General features: G+C 58.0%; 19 protein-coding genes. 15 read left to right on the top strand and 4 right to left on the bottom strand.

Going from position 1 to position 19,868, the window contains the following annotated elements:
* The first annotated feature begins 49 nt into the window (after window positions 1-49).
* From pilV to HV822_RS04660, 5 genes are read left to right on the top strand one after another with little or no spacing between them, the layout of a single operon-like run.
* Entirely contained in the window at window positions 50-463 is a 414-nt protein-coding gene (pilV, locus tag HV822_RS04685) for a type IV pilus modification protein PilV (RefSeq protein ID WP_238872603.1), read from the top strand.
* 7 nt (window positions 464-470) lie between these two features.
* Window positions 471-1,208, top strand: coding sequence for a prepilin-type N-terminal cleavage/methylation domain-containing protein (locus tag HV822_RS04680; RefSeq protein ID WP_238872602.1), 738 nt, complete (start codon window positions 471-473; stop codon window positions 1,206-1,208).
* Between the two features lie 9 nt (window positions 1,209-1,217).
* Window positions 1,218-1,694, top strand: coding sequence for a pilus assembly PilX family protein (locus HV822_RS04675; protein WP_238872601.1), 477 nt, complete (start codon window positions 1,218-1,220; stop codon window positions 1,692-1,694).
* 33 nt (window positions 1,695-1,727) lie between these two features.
* Window positions 1,728-4,874, top strand: coding sequence for a pilus assembly protein (locus HV822_RS04670; RefSeq protein ID WP_238872600.1), 3,147 nt, complete (start codon window positions 1,728-1,730; stop codon window positions 4,872-4,874).
* Window positions 4,875-4,891: 17 nt separating this feature from the next.
* Window positions 4,892-5,287: a type IV pilin protein gene (locus tag HV822_RS04660; RefSeq protein ID WP_275419409.1), complete on the top strand. Its 396-nt coding sequence runs from the start codon at window positions 4,892-4,894 to the stop codon at window positions 5,285-5,287.
* A 37-nt stretch (window positions 5,288-5,324) separates the two neighbouring features.
* On the opposite strand, the gene trmA is transcribed toward HV822_RS04660, so the two are convergent.
* Window positions 5,325-6,410 (bottom strand): tRNA (uridine(54)-C5)-methyltransferase TrmA, encoded by a 1,086-nt coding sequence (gene trmA / locus HV822_RS04655; protein WP_238872599.1) that lies wholly within the window; start codon window positions 6,408-6,410, stop codon window positions 5,325-5,327.
* Window positions 6,410-7,702, bottom strand: coding sequence for an NCS2 family permease (locus HV822_RS04650; protein WP_083728248.1), 1,293 nt, complete (start codon window positions 7,700-7,702; stop codon window positions 6,410-6,412). Before HV822_RS04650 ends, trmA begins: the two co-directional genes overlap by 1 nt.
* Window positions 7,703-7,824: 122 nt before the next feature.
* Between HV822_RS04650 and HV822_RS04645 the strand changes: the two genes are divergently transcribed.
* Window positions 7,825-8,442: an FKBP-type peptidyl-prolyl cis-trans isomerase gene (locus HV822_RS04645; protein ID WP_238872598.1), complete on the top strand. Its 618-nt coding sequence runs from the start codon at window positions 7,825-7,827 to the stop codon at window positions 8,440-8,442.
* Window positions 8,443-8,557: 115 nt separating this feature from the next.
* Here the strand turns inward: HV822_RS04645 and ispB are convergent, their stop codons facing one another.
* Complete coding sequence (gene ispB, locus HV822_RS04640) at window positions 8,558-9,526, bottom strand: octaprenyl diphosphate synthase (protein WP_238872597.1); 969 nt, start codon at window positions 9,524-9,526, stop codon at window positions 8,558-8,560.
* A 255-nt stretch (window positions 9,527-9,781) separates the two neighbouring features.
* On the opposite strand from ispB, the gene rplU reads away from it, so the two are divergent.
* The 4 genes from rplU to proB all read left to right on the top strand — a co-directional run bounded on the left by rplU (window position 9,782) and on the right by proB (window position 12,864).
* On the top strand, window positions 9,782-10,093 hold the full coding sequence (gene rplU / locus HV822_RS04635; RefSeq protein WP_238872596.1) for a 50S ribosomal protein L21: 312 nt from the start codon (window positions 9,782-9,784) through the stop codon (window positions 10,091-10,093).
* A gap of 24 nt (window positions 10,094-10,117) precedes the next feature.
* On the top strand, window positions 10,118-10,375 hold the full coding sequence (gene rpmA, locus HV822_RS04630; RefSeq protein WP_238872595.1) for a 50S ribosomal protein L27: 258 nt from the start codon (window positions 10,118-10,120) through the stop codon (window positions 10,373-10,375).
* Between the two features lie 98 nt (window positions 10,376-10,473).
* Window positions 10,474-11,679 carry an Obg family GTPase CgtA gene (cgtA, locus tag HV822_RS04625; RefSeq protein WP_238872594.1) on the top strand — a complete coding sequence of 402 codons (1,206 nt, stop codon included), beginning with the start codon at window positions 10,474-10,476 and terminating at the stop codon, window positions 11,677-11,679.
* A 66-nt stretch (window positions 11,680-11,745) separates the two neighbouring features.
* Window positions 11,746-12,864 carry a glutamate 5-kinase gene (gene proB / locus HV822_RS04620; protein WP_238872593.1) on the top strand — a complete coding sequence of 373 codons (1,119 nt, stop codon included), beginning with the start codon at window positions 11,746-11,748 and terminating at the stop codon, window positions 12,862-12,864.
* 114 nt (window positions 12,865-12,978) lie between these two features.
* Here the strand turns inward: proB and rpsT are convergent, their stop codons facing one another.
* On the bottom strand, window positions 12,979-13,251 hold the full coding sequence (gene rpsT / locus HV822_RS04615; RefSeq protein WP_083725310.1) for a 30S ribosomal protein S20: 273 nt from the start codon (window positions 13,249-13,251) through the stop codon (window positions 12,979-12,981).
* Between the two features lie 217 nt (window positions 13,252-13,468).
* Here rpsT and murJ point away from each other — a divergent pair, with 217 nt between their 5' ends.
* The 5 genes from murJ (at window position 13,469) to fkpB (ending at window position 19,864) form a co-directional block, all read left to right on the top strand.
* Window positions 13,469-15,046 carry a murein biosynthesis integral membrane protein MurJ gene (murJ, locus tag HV822_RS04610; protein WP_238872592.1) on the top strand — a complete coding sequence of 526 codons (1,578 nt, stop codon included), beginning with the start codon at window positions 13,469-13,471 and terminating at the stop codon, window positions 15,044-15,046.
* Between the two features lie 70 nt (window positions 15,047-15,116).
* Complete coding sequence (ribF, locus tag HV822_RS04605; protein ID WP_238872591.1) at window positions 15,117-16,043, top strand: bifunctional riboflavin kinase/FAD synthetase; 927 nt, start codon at window positions 15,117-15,119, stop codon at window positions 16,041-16,043.
* A gap of 23 nt (window positions 16,044-16,066) precedes the next feature.
* Entirely contained in the window at window positions 16,067-18,892 is a 2,826-nt protein-coding gene (gene ileS / locus HV822_RS04600) for an isoleucine--tRNA ligase (protein WP_238872590.1), read from the top strand.
* Complete coding sequence (gene lspA, locus HV822_RS04595; protein ID WP_238872589.1) at window positions 18,885-19,376, top strand: signal peptidase II; 492 nt, start codon at window positions 18,885-18,887, stop codon at window positions 19,374-19,376. Before ileS ends, lspA begins: the two co-directional genes overlap by 8 nt.
* 56 nt (window positions 19,377-19,432) lie before the next feature.
* Window positions 19,433-19,864 carry an FKBP-type peptidyl-prolyl cis-trans isomerase gene (fkpB, locus tag HV822_RS04590; protein WP_238872588.1) on the top strand — a complete coding sequence of 144 codons (432 nt, stop codon included), beginning with the start codon at window positions 19,433-19,435 and terminating at the stop codon, window positions 19,862-19,864.
* The last annotated feature ends 4 nt before the right edge of the window (window positions 19,865-19,868 follow it).

Here is a 19,868-nt window from a genome sequence, read left to right as displayed (position 1 = left end):
TCAGGCAGATGCTAGAAGCGGGCAGCGAGGTGTCTCGCTGATAGAGGTTATGATCGCAGTCTTTGTTTTGGCGATCGGGTTGCTTGGAGCGGCAGGAATGCAGCTAAGTGCCCTCAAGTACACCGATAGCTCAAGAATGAATTCTCAGGCGAGTTTTATAGTCTACGACATTATTGATCGAATACGTGCGAATGCGGATCCTGTGCAGTTGCCTCAGTACGCGATCGCAAGCTTGGCAGCCGTACCGGGTGCTGCAGCTTCGATCCGAGACCAAGACTTGATTGATTTTGCGAGAAACCTGAATTCGCTACCAAGCCCCGAAGCGCGTATCGCAGTTAACGGCACTCAGGTCGCTGTGACTGTAAGCTGGTCAGAGGCAAGGGCTGCCGGAAATGATGAGGCGGGGCAGGCTAGTATGGGGTCGTTCTCTGTCACAACGAACGTGTCGGTTACTGCACCCTGAGGGTTTTATGGATAAACGTAACGTATGTGATAAGCAGGCAGGTATCAGTGTTGTTGAAATGCTGGTCGCCTTAGCTTTGGGCCTTATTCTGGTGCTTGGTGTGGTTCAGCTTTTTACTAGCAGCAAGCGGACCTATCAGATTCAGGATGCCGCTGCGAAACTACAGGAGGATGGGCGGTATGTTCTCACTCGCATGAGCCAAGAGCTGAGAATGGCGGGGATGTTTGGTTGTCTAGCTGCGAGTAATATTGCGAACCGTCCTGCCGCATTTGATGATCCTATCGAGTGGGATAACGGGACAGGCACCCTTCGAATCGTAACGTCGAATGCAACCCGTGGGGTGGGCACTACAACTAACGCAGATTGGACGTTGGTCACGGACTGTCGTACCAATGCGACGGTGCAGGCAGGGGTTGCAGCTCCCGGGGCCGGTCAGGTAGCCCTGCCTGTCCGGCTGGTCGAGTACCGGTTTGATGCCGATGCGGGCGAGCTGCTTTTTCGTGGCGGTGGGGCAGGTGCCTTCACCACATTGATGTCTGGCGTTCAATCGATGAACGTTAGTTTTGGGTTGGCTGCAGCGGTTGAGGACTCCTATGTGTCGGGTAACTACGTAGCAGGGGCAGCTGTGCCTAACCCTGAGCTTATTCGTAGTGTACGTATTGAGATAGTTCTGGAGGATTCGGAAGGCTTGGTTTCTGATCAACCATACTCTGTTGCTGTCGCGCTACGTAACCGTTCTATTTGAGGTGATTACATGACCAGCTTTAGTGGTGTTAGGCAACGAGGTATTGCTTTGTTCGTGAGCCTGATATTTCTGTTGTTGCTTACCATCGTAGGCGTGGCTGGGATGAAGAGCGCCACGATGCAAGAAAAAATGTCTGGTAATGCGCGATTGAAGAATGAAAGTTTTCAAGAGGCTGAAGCAGGGCTTCGAGAGGGAGAAGGTTTCATCGCCGCGGTTGCTAATGAGGCGGCATTGGCTGCCTGCGCACAGTGTGTTGGAGCGGGATGTCAAACTCCGGATTTCAGCAACGTCGCTGTAGCTCCAGGTACATGTGGCGTCTGGGTTGCCGCGGGAGGAGGGTCGTTCTACCAGATACAGAAGCTGGGCACTTCTAGTGCTGCTGTGAATGTGGATCTTGGCGAGACGGTTACTCTGTACAGGGTGACTGCTGTCGCGACCGTGGGTAATACAACAACCGCCGTAGAGAGCGTATATGCGCAGAACTAATTTTCTTATTGTCGCTGCGCAAGGAGCCAAAAAATGAAAAAAATTACAGCGTTAATAGCGGGGGTTCTGCTAGGAGCGTATGCGCTCACGCCTGTCTATGCTTTTCAGCCCAGTCAGGCCCCAATTCTTAGTACATCAGCTGTGACGCCAAATGTACTAGTGTTGCTTGATAACTCAGGCAGTATGAATAATGCAATTCTGCCTGCGGCTGCGGCTGCGAGCAATTTCCCGTATGTCGCTTACAGAGGGAGCAATGGGTATTCCCTTGCCTCCGGAAGTAACCTGGATCCTCACGATGATTTTGAGCGAGATGGTTGCGCCAAGAATTATTTTGCTTTGTATCGCGTGCAAAGTGGCTATATCTATGATCGACGTTGTTATCGAATACCTGATCCGGTTGGTAACAATAATACTCGTTTTACCAGTCAATATATTTCTTATATTTATTATACGTATACTAGGGGGGGTAAATCTGGTAATGATCTAAGGGGTGTGCTTCCCAATGACTACCGCATGAATGTTGCTCGGGATGTGACCAATGATATTATCACTAACAATCGGGCATTGCGCTTCGGTCTCTTCGCGTTTAACTCTCCGACTCGTAATGACAGGGGGCCGGGCGGTAGCTTGATGCGCGATGTTCGCGATCTTTCTGCTTCCTACACTCCCCAAGGCACAACGGTAACCTCAGCTACGCAGGCGCAGAAGAACTATAATGATCTCGTTAGCGAAGTTAATGGATTGAGTGCGTCCACTAACACTCCGCTTTCGGAGGCTTACTATGAGATGACCCGTTATCTAAGGGGGATGAGTCGTTATCACGGTGATGGCTCTGGTAATTATGTGAGTCCGATTCAGTACCGCTGTCAGCGTAATTTTTCCATTGTGGTCACTGATGGGTTGCCCACCTACGATAGAACCTTCCCAAGCAACGACCCTGACCGGGATAATCCCGCAGTGTCTGGCGGGAGTAATTTGCCAAACTGGGACGGAGTTAGCAATGATGGTAATAATCTGAATGGGAATTCAGAGGGGGATACGCTGTATCTGGATGATATGGCTAAGTTTGCTTATGACATAGATTTGCGGAATACAACCAACCAAGATCTTGCAGGCAAAAGTTTTAATGACCCCGGGTTCTTGAAGCAGAATATGTTGACCTATACTGTTGGGTTTGCGGTACAGAACCAAATGTTGCAGGACGCTGCGGACTATGGTGGTGGGACTTATTACACGGCTAACGACTCGGACGAATTGACTGATCGACTTAACCAGGCGATAAACGAGATATCGGCAAAAGCTGGTTCGGGTGGTGCTGGTGCGTCGAGCTCGGCTACGCTTAGCTCGGAGACCGTATATTACAAAACGCTATATGATCCAGCGAATTGGAGTGGGACGATCGAGGCTTATCGACTAAATTCGACCACTGGGCGGACCGAGAGCCTTCTCTGGACAACCGATAGCACCATTACTCCGAGTGTTAACGGTGCGGCGTACCAAACCTTTAATACTGGCAGCTCTCAGGTTGTATCGTTGAACTTTGGCAACCTGTCCTCTGCTCAGCAGTCGCAGTTAAATAATCAGGTGAGTGCTCCTCTAAATGGAGCGTCCCTAGTTAACTGGGCCAAAGGGGGGGCGGTGACCGGGCTGAGGTCGCGATCTGTTCTACTTGGCGACATTATCAATTCCAGCTTGGAGCGGGTGGCAGGCGAGACGCAGACTATTGGTGCTATCGAGGGTGATACTACCTATGACTTGTATCTTGCGTTTAAGAAGGCCCGCATTACACCTAGCTTGTTATTCAACAGCAATGATGGTTTCTTCCATGTCGTTAATGCCGACAACGGCTCCCATCGCTATGGCTACATGCCGTCTTCGGTTCTTTCCAAGTTGGGCATGTTGTCAGACCCAGGTTATGCGGATAATGGGTATCACACCTTTTCCGTAGATGGGCAGATTAGTATCTCTGATGCGAAGCTTGGGACCGTATGGTCGACCGTTGCTGTAGGTGGTCAGGGAGCTGGGGGTAAAAGCATGTTTGCGGTCAGGCTTTTCCAGCAGACCGAGATCAGCCCCAATACCTCTCAGGCACTCTGGGAGGTGACAGCCCCGACCACGGATACCCCTGCTAACACTTGGAACGACTTGGGGTACACGTATTCCCGGCCGGCTATTGCGCGGCTTCCCGATAATCGCTGGGTAGCCGTGTTTGGTAATGGGTACGGAAGTCATAAGGGCAAGGCGGCGCTGTTCGTAGTTGATCTTGCAACTGGGGCACTTATTCATAAGATGGTTGTAGACGACAATACTGGAGGAACCGCTGCAGAGCGTGCCACTGGTTCTGGTCTCTCGTCGCCTGAGTTAGTGGTTAATGCGCAACATCAAATTGAGCGGATTTACGCGGGCGATCTGCGCGGTAACATGTGGCGTTTCACCATCCCTTCGGCTGTAACGTCTAGCTGGACCTCGCAAAAGCTATATGCTGCAGGCTCTACTAGGCCTGTTACTGTCAAGCCCTTAATTACTGAACATCCTGACGGCGGATATCTGGTTTCTTTTGGGACGGGTAAATTGGCGGAAACCTCTGATAAAACCAATCTCGATTTACAGGCTTTCTATGCCATTTGGGATAAGCCGTCTGGAGGCTTGCCAGTAACACAGGCGCAGCTCCGGCAGCAGACTATCACCGGAGAGGCCCGAATTAATGGGCAGGATTATTTTTACACTAGTACCAATCCGGTCAACTGGGCAAGTCAACGTGGTTGGTATATGCCCTTGATTTACAATAATGTAGCTGAGGGTGAGCGGGTCATCTATCCTGCGCAAACAACTGAGGGGCGTGTAGTATTTGTTACCGCAAAGATAGATGCCAATGATCCCTGCGAGAGCTCTGGTAGTGGGCGCCTGCTTGAGCTCGATCTGCTTACGGGTGGGATGCTCAGCTATGAGGTGCTTGATACGAGTGGTGATGGCTCTATCAACGATAGTGATGTCATCGTCGCAGGTATCAATATTGGCGGCGGCCTCCCGGGTTTGCCGGTAATTATCGACAAAGGTGATGACAAGCCGACGCAAACTAAAGTCATCCTACTTTCGACGGGCCAAAATGTGTTCTTGGATGAGCGTGCAGCAGAGTCGCCGGGTATCTCTCGTAGGATTATGTGGCGGCAGCTTCAGTAAAGTGGCGAAGGTGAAAAATGAAAAGTAGAGGTTTTACTCTTATAGAAGTCATGATCGCTGTCGCTGTTATAGGTATATTGGCGGCGATTGCGTACCCAAGCTATGTTGAGTACACGAAGAAAGCACGTCGAGCCGAGGCGGCAGCAGTTCTCATGGACGCTGTTCAGGTAGTAGAGAGAGGCTTTTCTCAGACAGGTGCCTACTCGGGGGCTGGTATCCCAGGGCAGAGCCCTGTCATTGGAAACGCTGTTTATACGATTAATTTCGCCGCAGGAGTGGCCGCCGACGGCGGCTACGTCGTGACTGCGAACGCGGTCGCCGGAGGAATGATGGCAGGAGATACCTGTGCCGCGATGTCCATTAACGCTGTGGGAGTGCAGGCGCCGAACAACGACTTGTGCTGGCGTCGCTAGTTGTTTCTTCTCGTTGTGGGTTGTTAGCCGAGCGGCCTTAGCGCCGCTCGAGCAAAACCCCTGACTCCATATGGTGGGTATAGGGGAATTGATCGAACAGAGCGCACCGCACTACGCGGTGCGTTTTTGTGAGGGCCTGCAGGTTGTCTGCAAGGGTTTCCGGGTTGCAGGAGATGTAGAGAATGCGCCGATAGTCTTTCACCAGATCCAGTGTGGCGGGATCTAGGCCGGCGCGTGGCGGGTCGACGAAGACGGTGCCGAACTCAAACCCGCTAAGGTCGATGCCCTGCAGTCGGCGGAAGGGGCGTACGCCGGTCAGTGCCTGGGTTACCTCTTCGCTGGCCAGGCGTACCAGGGTGACATTGTCGACGTTGTTCAGGCGCAGGTTTTCCTGTGCGGCGCGTACTGAGCTTTTGGCTAGCTCAGTCGCCATAACCCGGCGGAATGCGGTGGACAGCGGCAGCGTGAAGTTGCCGTTGCCGCAATACAGCTCCAGCAGGTCGTCGCTGTTGCTTCCGGCCGCATCCAGCGCCCAGCTGAGCATGTGCTGGTTAACGCCGCCGTTGGGTTGGGTAAACCCGCCTTCAATCTGCTGGTAGTGCCACTGGCGGCCAGCCACTTCCAGCACTTCCACTACATGATCTGTCTGCAGAACACGTTTCTGGCCGCGGCTGCGGCCGATCAGTTGTACCCCGAGTTGCGCAGCAAGTGCGCGGGCGGGGCTGTCCCAGGCGTCGTCCAGCGGGCGGTGGTAGCACAGGGTGATCAGTGCCTGGCCGGATAGCGTTGTCAGAAACTCAACCTGGAACAACTTGCGACCCAGGATTGGATCGGCCTTGCAGGCATCCAGCAGGGGCATCATCAGGGCATTGATCTGGCGGCTGGCGATGGGCAGCTGGGTGATCAGGATCGGCTTGCGCTTGTCGCCCTGTTCAAACATCGCGTAGTGCGGTTCGCCATTTTCGTACCACAGACGAAACTCGGCGCGCAGGCGAAAGTGCTCGCGTGCTGACTCGAACACCTCGGGGGCGGGAGCGTCAAAGGGCGCGAGCAGCTGCTCCAGGCGTTCGCGTTTGGCTGCCAGTTGGCTTTCGTACTGCTCGGGTTGGAATGCGGTACTCATTAGCTAAACAGCGCCAGTTTGATGACGAACAGGCCAGCCAGAACGTACAGGCTGGGGTTGAGCTCACGCCAGCGGCCTGCCAGCAGCTTGATCACGGTCCAGCTGATAAAACCGAGCGCGATACCGTTGGCGATCGAAAAGGTCAGTGGCATTGCCAGTGCGGTCACGACGACCGGAGCGGCTTCGGTCAGGTCGTCCCAGTTGATCTGTACCAGGCCGTGGGTCATTAGCACGGCGACAAACAGCAGCGCGGGGGCTGTGGCGTAGCCGGGTACGGCCGTGGCCAGTGGCGAGAAGAACATGCTGAGCAGAAATAGCAGTGCGACCACGCAGGCGGTCAGGCCGGTGCGTCCGCCGGCGCTGATACCAGCGGTGGACTCGATGTAGCTGGTGGTGGTCGAGGTGCCGAGGGCGGCGCCGGCCATGGTGGCGGTGCTGTCGGCCATGAGAGCCCGGCCCAGGCGCGGCATCTTGCCGTCGGCTTCGACCAGGTTGGCCTTCTGCGCCACGCCGATCAGGGTGCCGGAGGTGTCGAACAGGTCGACGAACAGGAACGCAAACACGACGCTCAGCAAGCCGACTTCCAGCGCTCCCTTGATGTCCAGCTCCAGAAAGGTCGGTTTCAGGCTGGGCGGTGCCGACACAAGGCCGTCGAGGTGGCTAAGGCCAAGCAGGAAGCTGGCAGCGGTCACCAGCAGGATGCCGATCATTACGGCGCCTGTGACCTTGCGGTAGGACAGCGCTACGATCACGGCAAAGCCGGCTGCTGCCAGCAGTGGCTCGGGCTGGCCCAGATTGCCCATGGTGACCAGTGTGACCGGGTGATCAACCACCAGGCCTGCGCTCTTCAGTGCGATCAGCGCGAGGAAGAGTCCGATGCCCGCTGCGATGGCGGAGCGCAGTGGCAGCGGGATGCTGTCGATGATCCACTCGCGAATGCGGAACAGGCTGAGCAGAAAGAACAGAAAGCCGGACAGGAATACCGCACCGAGGGCGACTTGCCAGCTGTAGCCCATGGAGCCGACTACGGTGTAGCTGAAAAACGCATTCAGTCCCATACCGGGCGCCAGCGCGATGGGGTAGTTGGCCCACAGGCCCATGACCAAGGAGCCGATGGCTGCAGCGAGGCAGGTGGCGACGAAGGCGGCGCCCGGGTCGATGCCGGCGTCGGCCATCATCATCGGGTTGACGAAGATGATGTAGGCCATGGTCAGGAAGGTGGTGACGCCAGCGAGCACCTCAGTGCGTACGTTGCTGCCGTGTTCGCGCAGTTTGAACAGTTTTTCCAACATGGGTGTGGCGTTCCAGGCTGAGGGCGAAAAGCCGGCAATTGTAGCGGATTCACCGCTGCGGGTGAATTTTTGCCGACAATGTGTCAGTCTTGTCGGCCATTTTTTAGCGGAGTGCCGCCACCATGAGCAATACAATCGATACCGACGAAAAGCGCGTCAGCTACGGCATTGGCCGCCAGATGGGTGACCAGTTGCTGGCCAGCAATATCCCGGACTTGAATCTTGAGCTGGTAGCTGCCGGTCTCAAGGATGCGTTTGGCCAGCAGGCCAGCCAGGTGCCGGAAGCTGAGCTGCAGGCTGCCTTCCAGGTGTTGCAGGGTAAAATGCAGGCCGCGGCTGAGGCTGCTGCAAAAGAAGCTGCTCAGGCGGGTGTCGATTTTCTGGCTGAGAACGCCAAGCGCGAGGGCGTTGTGACTCTGCCGTCTGGCCTGCAGTACGAAGTGGTCACCGCAGGCACGGGAGCCACGCCCGAAGCCAGTTCCACCGTGCAGACCCACTACGAGGGTACCCTGATTTCCGGTGAGGTATTCGATAGTTCCTACAAGCGTGGCCAGCCGGCAGAGTTTCCGGTGGGTGGCGTGATTGCAGGTTGGACTGAGGCGCTGCAATTGATGCAAGAAGGTGCCAAATGGCGCCTGTTTATCCCTTCCGAGCTGGCCTACGGCGCTCGCGGTGCGGGCAATAGCATTCCGCCGCACAGTGCTTTGGTATTCGATATCGAGCTGCTGAAAGTGCTTTGATCTCGACGCGCAGGGCAAAAAGGCACGCAATGCGTGCCTTTTTTCATGTCAGGAAAAGCGAGTTCCTGTTCGGTATTGTGTTGCGTGCCGACCGCAGCCTGCCAAGCGTCCGGTTTTAGAAGCTGCGCTTGATGGCAAAGCGTGCCAGCTGCTCCAGCGCATCGCGGTATTCAGACGCCGGCAGCGCGTTCAGTAGCGAGATGGCGCGATCAGTATGTTGCTCGGCGAGGCGGGCGGTGTAATCCAGGGCGCCTGATGCGGTGACAGCCTCGCGAATGGGCGCGATGTCATCGGTGCCACCTTTCTGAATTGCCTCGCGAACCAGTGCTGCCTGCGTCTCGGTGCCGTGGCGCATGGTGTAAATCAGTGGCAGTGTGGGTTTGCCTTCGGCAAGGTCGTCCCCGACATTCTTGCCCATTTCGGCCGCGTCGCCACTGTAGTCGAGCAGGTCGTCCATTAGCTGGAAGGCTATGCCGAGTGCGTCGCCAAACTCGCGCAGCGCCTCAATCTGGTCGGCCTTGGCTCCGGCCAGTACGGCGGCACTGTGGCTCGCTGCTTCAAAAAGCATGGCCGTCTTGCTGCGGATAACTTCCATATAGGTGGCTTCGTCGGTGTTGGCGTCGCGTACCTTGGACAGCTGCAATACCTCACCTTCGGCGATCACGTTGGTCGCGTTGGCCAGGATCTGCATGACCTGCATGTTGCCGAGCGCCACCATCATTTCAAAGGCGCGGGAGTACAGGAAGTCGCCTACCAGGACGCTCGGCGCGTTGCCCCACAGCGCATTGGCGGTAGAGCGGCCACGGCGCAGGTCGGAGGTGTCGACCACGTCGTCGTGCAGCAGAGTGGCGGTGTGCAGAAATTCGATGATCGCGGCGAGTGAGTGCTGCGCGCTGCTGTCGGCTCCACAGGCGCGTGCGCTGAGCAGAACCACCAGTGGGCGCAGGCGTTTACCGCCTGCGCTGATGATATAGTGGCCAATCTTTTCCACTAGCGGGACCCGGGAGTGCAGCTGATCCAGGATCAACTGATTGACCGCAGCAAAGTCTCCGGCGACCGGCTCGTAGAAAGGCAGGGTGCTCATTGAATGCAGAATTCCAGAAAAGGTTCCGCGGCATGCTAGGTTGCAGGCCGCGGGCTGTCAAGAAAGGCGGATTTTCATACCGTGCCGAGACTTGCGTAATGCTGGGTGGTTGAGTAAAATTCGCGCCCTGAGATAAAAAGCATCCCTGTTTTGACAATGGCAAGGTCGGTCTCGATAGGCGAGATCACTTGCAGCCATGCCAGCCATTAACTATTAGACAAAGCGCTGGGTGAGCAGGATTACGGAGAAAGCAACATGTACGCAGTCATTGTTACCGGCGGCAAGCAATACAAGGTCGCTGAAGGCGAGTTCCTGAAAGTAGAGAAGCTGGACGTTGAAACCGGCGCCAGCATTGAGTTTGACAAGGTGCTGTTGGTAGGCAACGGTGATGACGTGAAAATCGGCGCGCCGGTTGTTGAGGGTGCCAAGGTGACTGCGGAAGTCAGTGCACACGGTCGTGGCGACAAGGTTCGCATCATCAAGTTCCGTCGTCGCAAGCACCACATGAAGCGTCAGGGCCACCGTCAGTGGTACACCGAAATCAAGATCACCGGCATCTCTGCCTAAGCTGATTCAGGAGAGTAAAGACTCATGGCACACAAAAAAGCAGGCGGTTCCACGCGTAACGGCCGCGATTCAGAATCCAAACGACTTGGCGTGAAAATCTACGGCGGTCAGGCTATCGTTCCGGGCAACATCATTGTCCGTCAGCGCGGCACTGAGTTCCACGCTGGCAAGAACGTCGGTATGGGCAAGGATCACACCCTGTTCGCCAAGGCGGAAGGCGTGGTCAAGTTTGAAGTCAAAGGCAAATTCAATCGTCGTTACGTTAGTGTCGTAACTGCCTGATTGGCCCGAGATTGCAAAAAGCCCTGTCTTGCGACGGGGCTTTTTTGTTTGTAGCGTATTCTTTCCATTAACCCGTCCCTTCCGGGAAGGGGAGCAGAATGAAATTTGTTGATGAGGTAGCCATCACGGTCAAGGCTGGCGATGGTGGTAACGGCTGCATGAGCTTTCGGCGTGAGAAGTTCATCCCCAAGGGTGGCCCTGATGGCGGTGATGGTGGTGATGGTGGCTCCATCTTTCTGGAGGCTGACGTCAATCTCAATACCCTGGTGGACTATCGCTACACGCGTCGCTTTAATGCCAAGCGCGGCGAAAATGGCCGTGGCAGTGACTGTACCGGCGCCAAGGGCGAGGATATGGTTCTTCCCGTTCCGGTGGGCACCACGGTAATCGATGCGGGTACCCAGGAGATCATTGGTGACCTGACAGAGCCGGGGCAGCGTCTGCTGGTTGCGCAGGGCGGCTTTCATGGCTTGGGCAATACGCGTTTCAAGTCCAGTGTGAATCGCGCACCACGGCAGACCACTCAGGGCTCGCTGGGGGATCTGCGAGATCTCAAGCTGGAGCTGAAGGTGTTGGCCGATGTCGGCTTGCTGGGCCTGCCTAATGCCGGCAAAAGTACCTTTATTCGTTCTGTCTCCGCGGCCAAGCCCAAGGTTGCGGATTATCCCTTTACCACTATGGTGCCCAATCTGGGTGTGGTGGATGTGGGTCAGTTGCGTAGTTTTGTGATTGCCGACATCCCGGGTGTTATCGCCGGCGCTGCCGATGGTGCGGGTCTGGGGACGCGCTTTCTCAAGCACTTGTCGCGTACGCGGCTGCTGCTGCACCTGGTTGATATGGCGCCGCTGGATCAGTCCGATCCTGTTGAGGCGGTTGAAACCATCCTGCATGAGTTGGGCAAGTTCAGTCCTTCGCTGACCCTGCGTGAGCGCTGGCTGGTGCTGAACAAGTGCGATCAACTGCTCGAAGATGAGCAGCAGGCCATTCTGGATGATGTTGTTGAGCGTCTGGAGTGGGAAGGTCCGGTGTACGTCATCTCGGCGTCTGAGCGCCAGGGCACTGCTGAGCTGGCCAAGGATGTCATGAATTGGCTGGATGAGCGTGAGCATCGACTGGTCGAGGATGAAGAGTACGCCGAAGCGATGGCGGAGCTTGATCAGCGCATTGAAGATGAGGCTCGCGCGCATATCCAGGAGTTGGATGATCGGCGTGCGCTGCGCAAGCAGGGCGTCGGTGTGGATGACCTGGATGATGACGACGATGAGGATGACGAAGACGGGCCTGAGATTATCTACGTCCGTTGAGTGAGCGCCGTGGCGGCGGCCGCAGTCGCCACGGGTAGGCTTTGACAATTTGTTGATGGAATCAGCATGCGCGAAAAGGTAACCGGGGCCCGTCGCTGGGTAGTGAAGATTGGCAGTGCGCTGCTCACTGGTGACGGTCGTGGCCTCGATCAGGCGGCAATGGCGGTATGGGTTGAGCAATTGGCGGCCTTGCGCGCCTCTGGTGCACAGGTGGTGCTGGTGTCCTCGGGGGCGGTGGCGGCCGGTATGAGTCGTCTGGGCTGGAGTGAGCGGCCCAAGACCACTCATGACCTGCAGGCAGCTGCTGCCATCGGTCAGATGGGGCTGGTGCAGGCCTGGGAGTCCAGTTTCCAGCGTCATGGGCTGTCTACGGCGCAGGTGTTGCTGACTCATGATGATCTGTCGGATCGTAAGCGCTACCTGAACGCCCGCAGCACGCTGCGCGCCTTGCTGGATCTGGGTGTTATTCCGGTTATCAACGAAAACGACACCGTCATTACCGATGAGATCCGCTTTGGCGACAACGATACGCTGGGTGCGCTGGTGACCAATCTGGTCGAGGCGGACCTGCTGGTCATTTTGACTGATCGCGATGGGTTGTTTACTGCCGATCCGCGCAGTAATCCGAATGCCGAGCTGGTGTCCTCAGCCATGGCGGACGACCCTGAGTTGGATGCAATGGCGGGCGGAAGTGCGGGTGCGCTGGGCCGTGGTGGTATGGCGACCAAGTTGCGCGCGGCGCGCCTGGCTGCTCGCTCCGGGGCGGCCACGGTGATTGTGGGTGGTCGGCTGGAGCGAGTGATTGATCGGCTGCACGCGGGCGAGTCGCTGGGTACGCTGTTGCTGTCCGAGAAGGGTATGCTGGTGGCGCGCAAGCAGTGGCTGGCGGGGCACTTGCAGACCCGTGGGCGCTTGCTGCTGGATGCGGGGGCTGTCAGGGCGCTGCGCTCGGGCAAGACCAGTTTGCTGCCGGTGGGTGTTGTGGGTGTCGAAGGTGGTTTTCGGCGCGGCGAGATGGTCGTCTGTGTTGGGCCGGACGGGCGCGAAGTTGCGCGAGGTCTGGCCAATTACGCTGCGCAGGATGCGGCGCGTATTGCTGGCAAGTCTACCGACGAGATTGCCGGCATTCTGGGTTATATCGACGACCCTGAGATGGTTCACAAGGATAATCTTGTGCTGGTCTGAGTGTGTGTTGTGCAAGAAAAAAACGCCGCAAGGCGTTTTTTTTGGTCTTGGGTCTGTCTCTGGGTACAAAAAAACCGGCCTAGGCCGGTTTTTTTATTCAGCAAGAACAGCGAATCAGGCGGCTTCAGCCATGGCCTTGATGTGCGCGTTCAGGCGGCTCTTGTGGCGAGCGGCCTTGTTCTTGTTGATGATGCCTTTGTCAGCCATGCGGTCGATGACCGGAACGGCGGCAGTGTAAGCGGCCTTGGCTTTGTCGAGGTCCTTGGCGTCAATCGCCTTGACTACGTTTTTGATGTAGGTGCGGACCATGGAGCGCAGGCTTGCATTGTGGTTGCGGCGCTTCTCGGCCTGCTTGGCGCGTTTCTTGGCTTGAGGTGAGTTGGCCACCGTCTTGCTCCTCAGAAAATCTGGATGAATTAGGTACAAATAAGGCCGCGTACTATGCCGCCGGTCTTGTCGAATGTCAAGCCTGTGAAAGCCGGCTTGAACGGCCCTGTTGATCAGTGGTCACAGTGGCCGAGGTGGCGGCATTTTACACCCAAGCTGCCTGACAATGGCAGCGGTGCGCCGCTATTATGGCGCTTTTATTTCGGTGCGATACTTCATGTCCCAATCTGCTGCTCCCGAACCCGCTACTCCCAAGGCGCCCAGCCTGCTCAGATCCGGCATGGTGGTGAGTGTCATGACTTTGTTGTCGCGGGTATTGGGCATGGTGCGGGACATCGTGGTTGCAGCCTATTTTGGTTCGCAGTCTGAGGCTGACGCGTTTTTTATCGCCTTCAAGATTCCGAACTTTTTGCGCCGCCTGTTTGCTGAGGGCGCCTTCGCGCAGGCCTTTGTGCCAGTGCTCTCGGAATACCGCACCAAGTTCACGCTGGCGGAGGTGCGTCAGTTGGTGGACCGAGTAACCGGCACCCTGGGGCTGACCCTGGCCGGGATCACCGCGCTTGGTGTGGCGGGGGCGCCGGTGCTGATTACCCTGTTTGCGCCCGGCTTTCATGATGATGCCGCCAAGCTCGCGCTGGCGACCGACATGCTGCGCATTACCTTCCCGTACCTATTCCTGATTTCCCTCACTGCGCTCTGCGGCTCGATTCTGAACAGTTACGGTCGCTTCGCTGTGCCGGCCTTTACTCCGGTGCTGCTGAACGTCTGCATGATTGGCGCGACGCTCTGCCTGACGCCCTATTTTGAGCAGCCAATCATGGCGCTGGCCTGGGGGGTGTTTATTGCCGGGGTGGCGCAGCTGCTGTTCCAGCTGCCGTTTCTTGCGCAGATCAAGCTGCTGCCGGTGCCAAGGCCCAACCGCAAGGACCCGGGCGTCAAACGCATCATGACGCTGATGATTCCGGCGCTCTTTGGTGTGTCGGTCAGTCAGATCAACCTGTTGCTGGACACTGTGCTGGCGTCCTTCCTGCAGACGGGCAGTATTTCCTGGTTGTATTACGCTGATCGACTGTCTGAGTTGCCGCTGGGGGCCTTTGGTATCGCCATTGGCACGGTCATTTTGCCGGCCCTTTCTCGCCAGCATGCAGGCGAAGACCTGAAAGCCTTCGGGCGTACGCTGGATTGGGCGGTACGCATGGTGCTGCTGGTTGGGGTGCCGGCGGCGCTGGCGCTGTTGCTGCTGTCGGAGCCGTTGATCGCGACGCTGTTTCATTACGGTGCGATGACCGACGCGGACGTGGGGCAGTCAGCAGCAGCGCTGCGTGCCTACGCGATCGGCGTGATGACCTTCATGCTGATCAAGGTGCTGGCGCCAGGCTATTTTGCGCGGCAGGACACCAAGACGCCGGTGCGCATCGCCATAATCTGCATGGTGGCCAACATGGGGTTGAACCTGCTGTTGATCTGGCCGTTGCAGCATGTGGGGCTGGCGCTGGCGACCTCGCTGTCGGCGCTGCTCAATGCCGGGCTGCTGTGGTGGGGGCTGCGCCGCGATGGCGTGTACCACGCGCAGCCGGGCTGGCCGCGCTTTGCCTTGCGTCTGGTGTTGGCCACGGCGGCCATGGCGGCGCTGCTGATATGGCTGGTGCCGGCAACGCCGGATTGGCTGGCCTGGGGCTGGCAGCGCAAGGTCTGGGAAATGACGCTGCTGGTGGTGGGCGGGATGCTGGTGTACCTGGCGGTACTGTTCGCGCTGGGGCTGCGCCTGCGTGAGCTGCGAGCGGGGCAGGGTTGAACGGCATGACGGGGTGCCCTGCAAGTCTGTATACTGCTGCGTTTCGATTGATCCACCTTTGACGAGCAATATGGAACTGGTCCGCGGTTTACATAACCTGCGGCCCCGGCACCGGGGCTGCGTCGCCACCATCGGCAACTTCGACGGCGTACATGTTGGCCACCAGGCCATTCTGGCGCGCCTGCGTGCGCACTCCGAGCGCCTTGGCCTGCCTGGCTGCGTGGTGATTTTCGAGCCGCAACCCCGTGAGTTCTTCGCGCCCGATGCTGCGCCGCCGCGTTTGACGCGTCTGCGCGAGAAGCTTGCGCTGTTGCAGCAGCACGGCGTTGATCGGGTGCTCTGTCTGGCGTTTAACCGCCGGTTGCGTGAGCTGAGCGCCGAGCAGTTTGTTCAGCAGGTGCTGATCGAGGGCTTGGGTGTGCGTCACCTGGAAGTGGGAGACGACTTCCGCTTTGGCTGTGATCGTTCCGGCGACTTTGCCTTTTTGCAAGATAGCGGCGCCAAACACGGCTTTACCGTCGAGGCGGCCAACACCGTGGCCGAGAATGGCGAGCGTATCAGCAGTACCCGTCTGCGCCAGGTGTTGGCAGACGGTGACTTTATTCTTGCCTCGTTGCTGCTGGGCCGCCCGTTCAGCATTACCGGACGCGTGGTCTATGGTCAGCAGCTGGGCCGCACGCTGGGAGCGCCGACCGCCAATGTGCAGCTCAAACGTGTGAACCCGCCGCTGCACGGGGTATACCGCGTCAGCGCAGAGGTGGATGGCGTAGTGCGCAAGGGCGTGGCCAACATCGGCAAGCGCCCATCGGTCAGCGGTGACGGTAAGGCACACCTTGAGGTGCACCTGTTTGATTTTTCCGGCGATCTCTACGGGCGTCGCCTGACTGTGGTATTTCATCAGAAACTGCGAGACGAGCAGCGTTTCGACTCGCTGGACGCATTGCAGGCAGCGATCAAGGCCGATTTTGCTGCCGCCAGGGCCCAGTGGGGCCTGTGAATTTTTTGAGAGCCTGACACAACATGACCGACTACAAAGCGACATTGAACCTGCCCGCCACGGATTTCCCGATGAAGGCCGGGCTGCCGAACCGCGAACCCCAGACGCTCAAGCGTCTGGACGGGTTGTATCAGCGGATTCGCGAGGTCAGCCAGGGGCGCCCGCAGTTCATCCTGCACGACGGCCCTCCCTACGCCAACGGCGTGATTCACATCGGTCATGCACTGAACAAAATCATCAAGGACATGATTGTCCGCTCCAAGACCCTGTCGGGTTTTGATGCACCCTACGTTCCGGGCTGGGACTGCCACGGCCTGCCGATCGAACACAAGGTTGAGACCACCCACGGCAAGCATCTGCCGGCCGATCAGGTGCGCGCGCTGTGTCGCGAATACGCGGGCGAGCAGGTTGCGTTGCAGAAGGCAGACTTTATTCGCCTGGGTGTGCTGGGTGATTGGGACAACCCCTACCTGACCATGAACTTTGCCAACGAGGCGGGTGAAATCCGCGCCTTGGGTCGTTTGGTCGAGCAAGGTGTGGTGTTCAAGGGGTTGAAACCGGTCAACTGGTGTTTTGACTGCGGCTCGGCGCTGGCCGAGGCTGAGGTGGAATACCAGGACAAGAGCTCCGAGGCCATCGATGTGGCCTTTGTGGCGGAAGATACCGATAAGCTCGCCGCTGCCTTTGGTCTGCCTGCGCTGAGCAAGCCCGCCGCGATCGTCATCTGGACCACCACCCCCTGGACCATCCCGGCCAACCAGGCGCTGAACGTCCACCCTGAATTCAACTACGCATTGGTTGATACCGGCGAGCGTCTGCTGGTGCTGGCTGAAGACTTGGTCGAGAGCTGCCTGGAGCGCTACGGCCTTGAGGGGCAGGTGCTGGCAACCGCTGAAGGTACAGCGCTTGAGCTGATCCGTTTCCGTCACCCGCTGTACGAGCGCTTCTCTCCGGTCTATCTGGCCGAGTATGTTGAGCTGGACGCCGGTACTGGCATCGTTCACTCGGCGCCGGCCTACGGTGAGGATGACTTCCGTACCTGCAAGCAGTACGGCATGAGCAACGACGATATTCTCAGCCCGGTACAAAGCAATGGCGTGTACGTGTCTGACCTGCCGTTCTTTGGTGGCCAGTTCATCTGGAAGGCTAATCCGGCCATTGTTGCCAAGCTGGAAGAAGTCGGTGCGCTGCTCAAGCACAACCGCATCCAGCACAGCTATATGCACTGCTGGCGCCACAAGACGCCGTTGATCTACCGTGCCACTGCACAGTGGTTTGTCGGCATGGACGTACCGGTTGATGGCGGCGCTACGCTGCGTGAGCGCGCGCTCAAGGCCATTGAAGAAACCGAGTTTGTCCCGGCCTGGGGCAAGCAGCGCCTGCACAACATGATTGCCGGTCGCCCGGACTGGTGTATCTCCCGCCAGCGTAACTGGGGCGTGCCGATCCCGTTCTTCCTGCACCGCGAGACGGGCGAGCTGCACCCGCGTACCGTTGAGCTGATTGAGCAGGTTGCGCAGCGGGTCGAGCGGCAGGGTATCGATGCCTGGTTCAACCTGGATGCTGCCGAGCTGCTGGGTGGCGAGGCGTCGCTGTACGAGAAGACCAGCGATACGCTGGATGTGTGGTTTGACTCCGGGACGACCCACTGGCACGTAATGCGTGGCTCGCACCCCATGGGGCATGATGAAGGCCCGCGCGCCGATCTGTATCTGGAGGGCTCTGACCAGCACCGTGGCTGGTTCCACTCGTCCTTGCTGACCGGTGCGGCCATTGACGGACACGCTCCCTATCGCGGCCTGCTGACCCACGGTTTTACCGTGGACGAGAAGGGCCGCAAGATGTCCAAGTCGCTGGGCAACACCATTGCCCCGCAGAAGGTCAACGACACGCTGGGCGCTGACATCCTGCGTCTGTGGGTGTCGTCGACCGACTACTCGGCCGAAATGGCGGTGTCTGACCAGATTCTGCAGCGCAGTGCCGATGCCTATCGTCGCATCCGCAATACCGCACGCTTCCTGCTGTCCAACCTGAACGGCTTTGACCCAGCGACCGATGCGCTGCCGGCCGAGCAGATGCTTGATCTGGACCGCTGGGCGGTGGATCGTGCGCGCCTGCTGCAGCAGGAAATTGTCGAGGCTTACGATACTTACCGCTTCTGGAACGTGTACCAGAAGATTCACAACTTCTGTGTGCAGGAGCTGGGCGGTTTTTACCTGGATATCATCAAGGACCGCCAGTACACCACGCAGGCCAACAGTGTGGCGCGGCGCTCCTGCCAGACGGCGCTGTACCACATTGCCGAGGCGCTGGTGCGCTGGATTGCGCCGATTCTGAGCTTTACCGCCGAGGAGCTGTGGCAGTACCTGCCGGGCGAGCGCAATGAGTCGGTGATGCTCAATACCTGGTATGAGGAGCTGGCCGAGTTGCCGGAGGGGCAAGCCTTGGGCCGCGAGTTCTGGGCCGATGTGATGCGCGTGAAGGAAGCGGTCAACAAGGAAATCGAGAACCTGCGCAACGCCAAGACCCTGCGCGGTAACCTGGAGGCGGAAGTTACTCTGTATGTTGACCAGCCGCTGCAGGAGCGCCTCGCCCAGCTGGGCGATGAGCTGCGCTTTGTACTGATCACTTCTCAGGCCGCACTGGCGCCGCTGGCGCAGGCCGACGAGCAGGCGGTGGCGACCGAGGTTGACGGTTTGAAACTGCGGATCGTCAAATCGGCTGCGACCAAGTGCGCACGGTGCTGGCATCTGCGTGATGACGTTGGCAGCAACCCGGCGCACCCCGAAATCTGTGGCCGCTGTGTAGAAAACATCGAAGGTGCTGGCGAGGTACGCAAGCATGCCTGATCTGCGTCGCGGCAGTCTGATCTGGCTCTGGTTGTCGGTTGTCGTCATCGCGCTGGATCAGGCGACCAAGTGGATCGCGGTGGACGCCCTGCAGCTGTATCAGCAGGTGCCGATCATTGATGGCCTGTTCAGCTTTACGCTGGCCTACAACACCGGAGCTGCGTTCAGTTTTTTGGCTGATGCCAGTGGCTGGCAGCGCTGGCTGTTCGCCGGCATTGCCGTCGTCGTGAGCGTGGTGCTGTGTGTCTGGCTGGCGCGGCTGGATCGCGCACGCAAGATGGAGGCCATTGCGCTGGCGCTGATTCTCGGTGGTGCCCTGGGTAACCTCTATGACCGGGTTGTCCACGGCAAGGTGACCGACTTTATTCTGGTGCACTGGCAGCAAAGCTGGTTCTTCCCGGCGTTTAATATCGCTGACAGCGCCATCACCGTCGGTGCTGTACTGCTGCTGCTCGACATGTTTTTTGGTCGCAAGCCTGAATAATAACGCGCGCCCGCCTATGGTGAGGCGGGCACCGCCGTCTTGATGAGATAGATGCCATGACAGAAAGCCGAATCGGTCACGACTCCGAGGTGACCCTGCACTTTACCCTCAAGCTGCCTAACGGTGACGTGGTTGATACGACACTGGACAAGCAGCCGGCGACCTTCAAGGTAGGAGATGGCAGCCTGCTGCCCGGGTTTGAGCAGGTGCTGTTTGGTCTCAAGGCGGGTGATGCTCGCAGCTTTGAGATTGATCCTGAGCGCGGTTTTGGCCCGCGCAATGAGCAGAACATTCAGACCGTGTCGCGCGATCAGTTCAACGAAATGGAGCTGGAGCCGGGCTTGCTGGTGATCTTTACCGATGCCGCTGGCGGTGAGTTGCCCGGCGTGGTCAAGCAGGTGCATGATCAGGTGGTCGAGGTGGACTTCAATCACCCGCTGGCTGGTAAAGTCATTACCTTCGATGTCGAGATCGTCGACGTACGCTAGCGAG

This window comes from Halopseudomonas maritima, from assembly GCF_021545785.1.
Taxonomy (GTDB): Bacteria; Pseudomonadota; Gammaproteobacteria; order Pseudomonadales; family Pseudomonadaceae; genus Halopseudomonas; species Halopseudomonas maritima.
This window is presented reverse-complemented; position numbering and strand designations above follow the sequence as displayed.